This window comes from Streptococcus sp. (assembly GCF_019414905.1).
Classification (GTDB): domain Bacteria; phylum Bacillota; class Bacilli; order Lactobacillales; family Streptococcaceae; genus Streptococcus.
Genome location: NZ_DXLC01000233.1, coordinates 1 through 3,158, shown reverse-complemented (window position 1 = coordinate 3,158; position 3,158 = coordinate 1). Strand labels below are relative to the sequence as shown.

The 3,158-nt window shown below is 41.0% G+C and carries 5 protein-coding genes; all 5 read right to left on the bottom strand.

Annotation, left to right across the window (positions count from 1 at the left end; genetic code table 11):
* Nucleotides 1-36: 36 nt before the first annotated feature.
* Entirely contained in the window at nt 37-948 is a 912-nt protein-coding gene (gene trxB / locus QZ359_RS07170) for a thioredoxin-disulfide reductase (RefSeq protein ID WP_293964959.1), read from the bottom strand.
* A gap of 65 nt (nt 949-1,013) precedes the next feature.
* Nucleotides 1,014-1,238, bottom strand: a complete 225-nt coding sequence (locus tag QZ359_RS07165) for a DUF4059 family protein (protein ID WP_218773778.1) — start codon at nt 1,236-1,238, stop codon at nt 1,014-1,016.
* 77 nt (nt 1,239-1,315) lie between these two features.
* Nucleotides 1,316-2,059, bottom strand: a complete 744-nt coding sequence (locus tag QZ359_RS07160; RefSeq protein WP_293964955.1) for an amino acid ABC transporter ATP-binding protein — start codon at nt 2,057-2,059, stop codon at nt 1,316-1,318.
* Complete coding sequence (locus QZ359_RS07155) at nt 2,059-2,859, bottom strand: amino acid ABC transporter permease (protein WP_001103449.1); 801 nt, start codon at nt 2,857-2,859, stop codon at nt 2,059-2,061. Before QZ359_RS07155 ends, QZ359_RS07160 begins: the two co-directional genes overlap by 1 nt.
* Before the next feature lie 157 nt (nt 2,860-3,016).
* Nucleotides 3,017-3,158 (bottom strand): ArsC/Spx/MgsR family protein (locus QZ359_RS07150; protein WP_293964961.1); only part of this gene is annotated, 142 nt, incomplete at its 5' end.

The window sequence follows — 3,158 nt, the reverse complement described above, 5'->3', positions numbered from 1 at the left end:
CAAATTTTTTAAATCTGATACTATGCGTTTTTATAATTAACTATGTTCTGTGATAAATTTATAGGCTTCTTGACCAGCGATAGCTCCATCTCCAACTGCTGTTGTTACTTGGCGAAGGTCTTTCTGGCGAACATCTCCAACTGCAAAGATACCGTCAACTGCAGTTTTCATGTGATTATCTGTCACAATCCAACCAGCCTGATCTTGGATATTCAATTCTTTAACAAAATCGCTAAGAGGGTCCAATCCAACATAGATAAAGACGCCACCGAAGGCTTGTTCTGTCACTTGACCTGTTTTCACATTTTCAAATACGACAGATTCTACTCGGTTTTCACCCTTGATTTCCTTAACTACAGAATCCCAGATAAAGCTGATTTTCTCATTCGCAAAGGCGCGGTCTTGTAAAAGCTTTTGAGCACGAAGTTGGTCACGACGGTGAACAATGGTAACAGTCCTAGCAAAACGAGTCAAGAAGAGGGCTTCTTCAACAGCCGAATCTCCACCACCGACTACCAATAAATCTTGGTCACGGAAGAAAGCACCATCACACACAGCACAGTAAGAAACACCACGACTGTTCAGTTCTTCTTCTCCAGGTACTCCCAAAGGACGGTGTTTAGAACCAGTTGCTACGATAACGGTACGTGTTTCATATGTTTGATCATCAGTCATCACTTTCTTAAAATCACCATGGTCTTCTACATTTTCAACATAACCATAAATATGCTCAACACCAAGATTTTCAAGCGGTTCAAACATTTTTTCTGCCAATTCTGGCCCACTAATATTAGCGTATCCAGGGTAATTTTCAATATCCGATGTATTATTCATCTGACCACCTGGCAGACCACCTTCAATCAAGGCTACTTTCAGATTGCTTCGAGCAGCATACAAGGCCGCAGTCATCCCTGCAGGTCCAGCACCGATAATAATAGTATCGTACATATAAATTCCTTCTTTCTTGTTGTAACTATCTTTATTCTAACTCTTTCTTGTCAATCAAGCAAGGATTATGCTTTGAAAACAAGAATTAAACTCATAACCGCAAAGGATAATACTGGAACAACCAAGACCCCAATCATAATCATATCATAGAGATGGGCTTGGCGAGCCTTGGCTGTCTTATCAATTCCCGACATGGCTCTCAGTCCAATCCAAATCCCTAAAAAAATCAGGACGAGGATGGTGGTCAAGATCAAACTCTCGAAATATAAAGAAAATAGTTGCAGTAGCATGATTTCTCTCATTTCTATCTTTTTTAAAGAGTAAACTCAGCTAGTCCAGCTAACTGAGTTTTTCTTTATCTATTATATCAAATATAAGTCCGTTTGTAACTAGCGAAGAATTCTTTTGTCCGCTCTTCTTTAGGATGGTGGATAATCTCATCCGGTGTTCCAGACTCGATGATTTTCCCCTTATCTAAGAAGAGAATCTTATCAGCCACTTGGGCTACAAAGGACATGTCATGACTGACCAAAATCATGGTTTGACCTGACTTAGCAGCATCTGCAATAGACTTTTCTACTTCACCGACCAATTCTGGGTCAAGGGCTGAAGTTGGTTCGTCTAAGAGCAAAACATCTGGTTTCATAGCAAGCGCACGCGCTAAGGCAACCCGTTGCTTCTGTCCACCTGATAAATGGCGAGGATAATGGTTTTCACGAACAGAAAGCCCAACCTTAGCCAACTCTTCCTTGGCAATCTTAGTCGCTTCTTGATCAGACAATTTCTTGACAACAACCAAGCCTTCTTTCACATTATCAAGTGCTGTGCGGCGTTCAAACAAATTAAACTGTTGGAAAACCATAGACAGCTTGCGACGTAGGGCAAGGATTTCTTCTTGAGTGATTTTAGAAAAATCAACTGAGAAATCATCAATCTGAATCGAGCCACTGTCAGGTGTTTCAAGATAATTGAGACTACGAAGAAAAGTTGATTTCCCAGCTCCTGAAGAACCAATCAAGGCTACAACTTCCCCTTTTTGAATATCCAAGTCCAGATGATCCAAGACAGTCTGTCCTGAAAAGGATTTGCTTAAATTCGAAATCTTAATCATTAACGAAGGTCTCCTTTCACATCTGTTTGCACTGTATCAGGTGCAGAAATAGCCATTTTTCTCTCGATGAAACGACCGAGGCTTTCAATTCCGATATTGACTACCCAATAAACAAGGGCAACGGAGATGAAGCGTTCAAAATAACGATAATCGGCACCACCCAAAATCTGAGCTTGGGCAAAGACTTCCACAACACCCGCACTGAAGGCTAGGGAAGTTCCCTTGGTCAAGCCGATTAGGGAATTGATTAAGGTTGGAGTTGCCACAACTGCTGCATTTGGAATAATTACGCGACGATAAACTTGTGCTCGGGTCATCCCCAGACTGCGTGCCGCCTCAATCTCACCAGGATTGACTGAGAGAATGGCTGCGCGAATGGTTTCACTGGCATAAGCTGCTTCATTAAAGGCAAAGGCAACAATTGCAAAAGCAGCGGCTGGAATAGCATTGATATTGAGACCAGTACCCCATTGCTGATTGAGAGCTTTCAAAGCCAAAGGGATTCCGTAGTAGGTCAACATGAGTTGCACCAAAATCGGTGTCCCTTTTAAGAAACTAACAAAGAAGGCCTGCAAGGGATATAAAATTTTGACACGATTGATTTTCACAATGGCAAAAAGAAGGGCCAAAACCAAGCCAAAAAGGGCACCACCAATTGTCAACATAATCGTTGTTGGAAGTTGTTGGACAATTCTCGGAATTCCATCAAAGACCGAACGCAAGCTAAAAAGCTTGCCATCCGGAATCAATTGCATCAAGTTTTGGTACCAATCTGATGCTAAAATCGTTGTAACATTCATAAAAACATCCTCTCCTGATAATGATTCATTCTACCATACTTCTGCCGTCAATGAAATTATTTGCTACGGTCAGATACAGACTTTGTCTACCTACTAGTTTATCATACTTTGAAACAGGGAGGTTATATATTTTATCTATCAAAGAGATAGATAAAAACTATTTCAATCCCAATTCTTCATAAGGTTTTCGATAACCGATTTGCTTAACAGTTCCATTTTCTACTAAAATGGGGCGTTTTAACAACATACCGTCGCTTGCTAGCAACTGAGCTGCTTCTTGGTTTGACAGACTTCCTACC